The organism is Ruminococcus sp. AF37-20 (assembly GCF_003460465.1).
GTDB lineage: Bacteria > Bacillota > Clostridia > Oscillospirales > Ruminococcaceae > Hominimerdicola > Hominimerdicola aceti.
This window is the reverse complement of the sequence record NZ_QTVE01000011.1, coordinates 81864-88490: the sequence shown is the minus strand read 5'-3', so window position 1 is coordinate 88490 and position 6627 is coordinate 81864. Positions and strand designations below refer to the sequence as shown.

The following is a 6627-nucleotide window of genomic DNA, read 5'->3' as shown; positions in this document are numbered from 1 at the left end:
TTTCTTTTTTCTTAATTTTGTCCAATATCTATTGTAGCACTACAAAATTATTTTATAAATTTTCTCCAAACAGTTGATTTTATAGCGAAAATATGATAAAATCATAGTAGTATATTTTATGAAAGGAACGATAGTTAATGAACGACAAGAAACCTATGGTCATGAGAATACTCGTTCTCGCTTTGGTTGCCGCACTTATACTCGGTCTGATCGTCGGAACTGTCATTAGTGCTGTATAATGGTGCATATCGGAAATAGCTGGGACGATATTCTGGCTGATGAGTTTAAAAAGGAATATTATTTGAAACTCCGTGAATTTTTGAAATACGAATATTCACACTTCACTGTTTATCCTGATATGCATGATATCTTCAATTCATTGAAGTACACGCCTTATGAAAACGTCAAGGCTGTTATCATTGGACAGGATCCTTACCATGGTCCGGGACAGGCTCATGGTCTTTGTTTTTCCGTTAAAGCTGGTGTTAATCCACCACCGTCTTTGCAGAATATTTTTAAAGAACTTAATGCTGACCTTGGTATCTCTATCCCTAATAATGGCGAGCTTACCGATTGGGCTAAGCAGGGCGTGCTGATGATGAACACTGTTCTTACTGTTCGTCAGGGTCAGCCTAATTCTCATAAGGGTAAAGGCTGGGAGCAGCTTACCGACGCTGTAATAAAAAAGCTTAATGAGCGTAATGTGCCTACTGCGTTTATCCTTTGGGGAGGCAATGCTAAGGCTAAGGCACCACTTATAACGAACCCTATTCATGCAGTATTCAAGGCAGCTCATCCATCTCCATTGTCTGCGTATAACGGTTTTTTCGGATGCAGACATTTTTCTAAGGTTAACGATTTCCTTGTAAGCAACAATATTCAGCCAATAGATTGGACAATAAGCAATAAGTAAAAAATAACCTCGGTTTGTATCACTACAGGCCGAGGTTTATTTTTATAGTTTTTTGATGTGCTGTATAAGCAACGCTACTCCCATTACAATGAGGTTGTAGACGATAACTAGCGTTGGAGTAAGCTGAACAAATGAACCTGCCAGCATCATTATAAGGGCTATGAGCGCCGCAAGTATCGTTGCACCATACATCACTGACGCACCAAGTTCTGCGGTAAATTTGAGCCTTTTTGCGCCTATCACAAGCATTGCAAATGACGGAAAATGTCCGCTGCAAAGCATTGATGAAGCCTGACGTGGAACGTACTCGGTTTCGCTTTCGTAATCCTTGTGATATCTGAAGCTGAGAAGCTTAACGCTGTCGCTTTCAATATCAAAGAGATCAGAGAGAAAACGCTGTGAAAGAAAGCCGTCAACTGTTCTTATTACTGTTGTGATACCTTCAAGTTCAAGCTCCTGAAGCCAACGTGTAACGGACAGATTAGGCGATACCTGAATAACGAACATTGCTGCTGTTATTCCAGAAATAGAAAGATAGACAGCAACATTACCATTTGTATACTCCTTCTCTTTTGCTTCTGACGGCAGACCGTCAATAGAGTGGTTTTCCATAAGCTCTCTTGTACCAAGAAGTACACGTTTGTTTTCTATCCAGCCTGAAAGTCCAAGACCGTCCTCATAAATGTAGCTTTCAACAGGATAAAGCAACTCAGTCTTGCCTCTGAGCATTTTGTAGAATGTAGACTTAAGAACACTTCCCGATTGACAGCTAAGGCTTGCTGCCATTAAAATGCAGTCTTCAATAGAAATAGCTGAGAGAAGCTTAAGGTTTGCAAGCTCAATGCTTCCTTTAGGGAAAAGCTGTTCAGTGTCAACAAGAAGTGAATTTGTGTCAGCAAATTCATCAACAGAAGAATATCCCAGCATTACCGCTGAATACTGCAAATACTTCTTTGTAGCTCTTGCCAAAGGTACATTTACTATAAGCATTACCGCAAACGAAGAACACATGGTAACAGTGCCTGAGAAAGCCGCAAGTGCTATAAACAAACGTTCTTTCATGTTTGACGCACCCTTATCAAATATAAGTGACAAAAGTGCTATAACAACGCCTGCAATGAGGATATAAGGACTTATTTTCTTTGAATACTCATCTGAGATATCAGAAGTGTAGCTGTTCTTCATAAAATCGTCCACAAACTCGGTCTTGCGCATAGCTGCTATCTTTGGCTCTGCAACAGCACCCCTTGTGAAGTTTTCTGCTATTTCCTCATCTTCAACGGATGTAACTGCATATCTCTCAAAATCTCCTGCAACGTACCTAAAATTACGCTCAGTACGTTTTACCACCATAAGTTTTCCAAGAGTATTGAATATCAGACCCACGATTGCAACGGATATGTAAACATGGTAAACACTGTCACGAATAGACTCAGGGTCAAATAGATTTATTATTCCTGCAATGACTGTAATAAAAATACCTATCGCTGCTATTGTATCATTATCTGCCTCTTTTTTAAATAGGCTTTTCATTCCTGCAAGAAGCACGTTATAGCACACCGCTATAGAAATAAGACCCAAAATAGTGTTTGCAAAAAGATATGCCGCAGGGGTTATCGTCCTGTCAAATGTCTTTATAAGAGGCAGTTCCAGGTCATTTGCAACCGTGATGAATGTGCTGAAAATGCCCGTAAACAGAAGCACACAAAGCCTTAGAACAAGATTGCTCTTCACATGACGGATAGAGCCAAAGACCTTTTCGGCGTCATCAAACTTCTTAAACTCCGTCTGCCCTGCTTTGTCTTTATTGTTTGTACTATCACTGTCAGGCTCGCTTTCCTGCTCGTCAGTTTTAAGAACAAAGCTGTCAACTTTCTTCTTTCTGTGCTGTGACAATATAGAGGATTTTTCCTCATAGGTGGCGTCATCAGGGATAAGTGCCTTGTCAAACTCCTCTGTTTTCGGGATTATTTTTCCCGTCAGTCCCATTTTGATATCTTTAAGGCTTGCCCTGTTCACAGGCGGAATGCTCTGCTTTGCAGCCTTGCCTTTTTTATGTTTGGTGAGATTATTTATAAGTGCAGCATTTTCCTCGTTACGTTTTTTCTCGTTCGTATGATCTGCCGCCAATTCATCATCAAAATCTGTTGCTTTTATTGGATCATAGCCGTCACTATCTATATCGCTGGTATCATTATCTTTTTCAATACTCTCATCAATATTAGTATCTTCATTTAAGTTTTCATCGTTTTCCTGTGACTCGTCAGTCTTTAAATCGTTTTCAACTTTTTCGCTGTATTCTGAAATTATATCGTCTATTGAGAATTTATCAGCCAAAGCTTTAACCTCCCTGTTCCTTATAGATTTCTCTGTCTTACGGCTTCATACATAAAAATGCCCGCCGCAACGGAAGCATTCAAAGAATTGACTTTGCCTGCCATAGGCAAACTAAGCAAAAAATCACATTTATCTTTTATTAAACGTCCCATGCCAAAGCCCTCAGAGCCGACTATCAGCCCTATAGGACCAGTTAGCTTAACTTCAGTATAGCTCTGTCCCTCGCCGTCAGTTCCGTATATCCACACACCGTTTTCTTTAAGCATATCAATAGTTGCTGCAAGATTTGAAACTCTTGCAACAGGCAACCAGCTTGCTGCACCTGCGGACGTTTTGAAAACAGTTGCGTTCAATGATGCACTTCTTCTCTTTGGAATGATAACGCCGTGAGCACCTGCCGCCTCAGCCGTTCTGATTATAGCACCAAGATTGTGCGGATCTTCTATCTCATCGCAAATGATAATGAAAGGATCCTCTCCCTTTTCATTTGCGATGCTGAGAATATCCTCCGGAGACACATACTCCGCACACGCACCCATAGCAATAACACCCTGATGTGAAGCTCCCCTGCTCATATTGTTGAGTTTTGTTTCGGTAACACGCTTGATATTTATGCCTTTTTCCTTTGCAAGTCTACAAATAAGTGTTATAGAGCCTTTAGCCTCAGGGTTAATATAGATAGTGTCGATCAGCTTATTTGCTTTTAAAGCCTCGATAACAGGGTTTCTGCCAATTATAAGCTGCAGTTCATTTTCTTCGTCTAAATTATTATTTTTATCTTGATAATTACTCATTGAATTTTCCTTTTCAAAAAAAATATACTACTCGTAATTATACCACAAAAAAAACATAATGCCAATAGTAAACAGGCTTTTTATACAGACTTTCGACGATTTACACAAATTTTATCAATGATATTTATGCTTATCACATACACAATGCGATAAGCAGCAGAACAAGCATTGCCACACCCATTATAGTTGATATCACAGCCACAGAGTTGAATTTTCTGTTGGTCGAAAACATTTTGTTCCCCGTTATCGCACTTGCGATATCAACAGCATTTTTTCTTAAAATATCAGGGTGTAGATGATTTTTATTTGCGTTTACAAATAATAGAATCTTATCAAAACATTCATTTTCTGTACACTTTATTTCGATGATTTGTTTATTAATTCCTTTGAGCATGACAGTCAACTCCTCTAAATACCAATTACTTGATTATATTACTGATTGTTGGCATTTAAAAAGTGCAATATTCAACATTTCAACGCAAAAATGTTGAATATGAAAAGTTTTCAACATTCGTAGGGGTATTTTCTGTTGAAAACCATGTTGAAAACGTTGAAAACTCATGGTTTTATCGGTATTTGCAGGCTGTTGAAAACTTCATATTACAACGAAAATCGACCATTCAAGCGAAAAAACGCTAACTTTTGGGAACAAATACATACGAGAATGTTACGAATATATTAACGCACAAACTTGTCTGTTGAAGGTTATTTGTTAGCAGTGGAATGACCGCACTTTACATAATTTTTGAATTTGTTTGAGAATAAATTTACAATGCCAAATCCAAAGTACAAAAAAATGACCCGATCAAAGAACAATGACCTATTAAATGATATAAGCTGATCTTCTGTACATATAATTGTACTTTTACAATCTTATGTATAAAATCTAAGCTGTAACCATTGTAACGAAAAGTAACGAAAATTTCTTATCTTGTGGTAAGAAATTTTATAGCACGCTCTATGGAGTCTTTTGAGTTTCCCCAATCGGCATTTGCTCCTGTGTTACGGTAGTCATACATCTTGCAGTAGTGTGATACGTCCGCTTCAAGAGTGTCAAGATATTTGCTTGTCAGCTCGCCGCAAGCGTCAATAAACTGCTTCTGATATTTCTTATCCATATTTTCTGTACACATAGACACTAAAAGGTCATAGTGCGGCAGACAAAGCATTTCCTGCTGAGCAAAAAGATTTCTGAAATCACGCTGTTGAACATACATCTCAAACAGCGTAACGAGTATCCTTGACATTCCCCAATCCACCTTGCTGCATACAAAACATTCGTTATTTACTGCGCTGACTTTCTTTTGCTTTGCTGTCTTGCCCTCGAACATTTTCTTTCGTGTGAAAATATGCTTTTGCATATCCTGCAAATGTGATTGAAGCATAAGTGCAAGTGACAGTCTGTTTTTGCAGGCTCTCATCTGTTCAAAATGTGTTTTGCAGAAGCCAAGCTTATTGGTCTCCATACGCACGTCTGGCTCCATCATAGCCGCTCCCATTATGTACTCAACAGTTCTCTGTTCCAACGTATCACGCAGGCGGCATATTGGACAGCCGCATTTCGGCTCAAATATATCTGTGACAGGTATTGTCAGAATGCTTTCTCTCATATGATCTATCCTTTCTTAGATATGTTTATTTTATCCGCTTGAAAAATACTAATATTTATAGTATAATATTTTTTGTAGAATTTTGCAAGTAGATTCGATGATTTTATGATAAATAGGAGTTGAATTTTATGGATTATACACAAAGCGGCAGTGACATTTTGCTGAAACAGCCTGATTTTGGATTAGATGATACACTTGATTGCGGACAGGCTTTTCGCTGGGAGAAGATAGATAAAAAAACTTACAGCGGAGCTTTCCTTAACAACAAACTTACCATAAGTGAGGAAGCTGAAAATGGTGTATTCAGGCTTCATGACACCACTGTGCAGGACTTTGAAAACATTTGGACTGATTATTTTGACCTGAACACGGATTACGGCGAGCTTAAACGCCGTTTTTCTGAGGACGAAACTCTGTCAAAAGCCTGCTCATTTGCAGGCGGCATAAGAATACTCAGGCAGGACAGTTGGGAGGCGTTATCTTCATTTATAATAAGTCAGAATAACAATATCCCAAGGATAAAGGGCATTATAGGACGTCTGTGTGAGCATTATAGCGGCTACCCTTCTGCTGAAGATATGGCAGATGAAACGGTTGACAGCCTTGCGTATCTGCGTTCAGGGTTCAGAGCAAAATATCTTGTTGACGCAATTGAAAAGGTTTTGAGCGGTGAGATAGATTACCAAAAGATAAAAGAAATGCCCCTTGACGATGCACGAAACGAGCTTATGAAGATTAAGGGTGTTGGTCCGAAAGTTGCTGATTGTACACTGCTTTTCGGCTTTTACAAAACGGACGCTTTCCCAAAAGATGTGTGGGTGAAGCGAGTGCTTGCACAGTGGTATCCGAACGGACTTCCCTCTTGTGTGAAGGGCGTTGAGGGCATTGCACAGCAATATCTATTCCACTACATAAGAAATACCCAGAAATAACAAAAGACCCGATCGTAGAGTTTTCCACGGTCGGGTCTGAT

Annotated in this window: 6 protein-coding genes; 2 read left to right on the top strand and 4 right to left on the bottom strand. The window is 39.1% G+C overall.

What is annotated here, in order from left to right; genetic code table 11:
• Positions 1-238 precede the first annotated feature (238 nt).
• Positions 239-913, top strand: coding sequence for a uracil-DNA glycosylase (locus tag DW015_RS08805; protein WP_022286908.1), 675 nt, complete (start codon positions 239-241; stop codon positions 911-913).
• Positions 914-955: 42 nt separating this feature from the next.
• Here the strand turns inward: DW015_RS08805 and DW015_RS08800 are convergent, their stop codons facing one another.
• The 4 genes from DW015_RS08800 to DW015_RS08785 all read right to left on the bottom strand — a co-directional run bounded on the left by DW015_RS08800 (position 956) and on the right by DW015_RS08785 (position 5654).
• Positions 956-3250, bottom strand: a complete 2295-nt coding sequence (locus tag DW015_RS08800; protein WP_117905374.1) for a hypothetical protein — start codon at positions 3248-3250, stop codon at positions 956-958.
• Between the two features lie 20 nt (positions 3251-3270).
• Positions 3271-4044: a 23S rRNA (guanosine(2251)-2'-O)-methyltransferase RlmB gene (rlmB, locus tag DW015_RS08795; RefSeq protein WP_117905373.1), complete on the bottom strand. Its 774-nt coding sequence runs from the start codon at positions 4042-4044 to the stop codon at positions 3271-3273.
• Between the two features lie 133 nt (positions 4045-4177).
• Entirely contained in the window at positions 4178-4438 is a 261-nt protein-coding gene (locus DW015_RS08790; RefSeq protein ID WP_117905372.1) for a hypothetical protein, read from the bottom strand.
• Between the two features lie 532 nt (positions 4439-4970).
• Positions 4971-5654: a DUF6062 family protein gene (locus DW015_RS08785; protein WP_117905371.1), complete on the bottom strand. Its 684-nt coding sequence runs from the start codon at positions 5652-5654 to the stop codon at positions 4971-4973.
• A 128-nt stretch (positions 5655-5782) separates the two neighbouring features.
• Here DW015_RS08785 and DW015_RS08780 point away from each other — a divergent pair, with 128 nt between their 5' ends.
• Entirely contained in the window at positions 5783-6586 is an 804-nt protein-coding gene (locus DW015_RS08780; protein WP_117905370.1) for a DNA glycosylase, read from the top strand.
• Positions 6587-6627: the final 41 nt, after the last annotated feature.

What these genes read in the sequence shown, in the direction of transcription:
- DW015_RS08805 (WP_022286908.1), top strand. Translation starts at nt 239, where the DNA reads ATGGTGCATATCGGAAATAGCTGGGACGATATTCTGGCTGATGAGTTT.
- rlmB (WP_117905373.1), bottom strand. Translation starts at nt 4,044, where the DNA reads ATGAGTAATTATCAAGATAAAAATAATAATTTAGACGAAGAAAATGAA.
- DW015_RS08790 (WP_117905372.1), bottom strand. Translation starts at nt 4,438, where the DNA reads ATGCTCAAAGGAATTAATAAACAAATCATCGAAATAAAGTGTACAGAA.
- DW015_RS08785 (WP_117905371.1), bottom strand. Translation starts at nt 5,654, where the DNA reads ATGAGAGAAAGCATTCTGACAATACCTGTCACAGATATATTTGAGCCG.
- DW015_RS08780 (WP_117905370.1), top strand. Translation starts at nt 5,783, where the DNA reads ATGGATTATACACAAAGCGGCAGTGACATTTTGCTGAAACAGCCTGAT.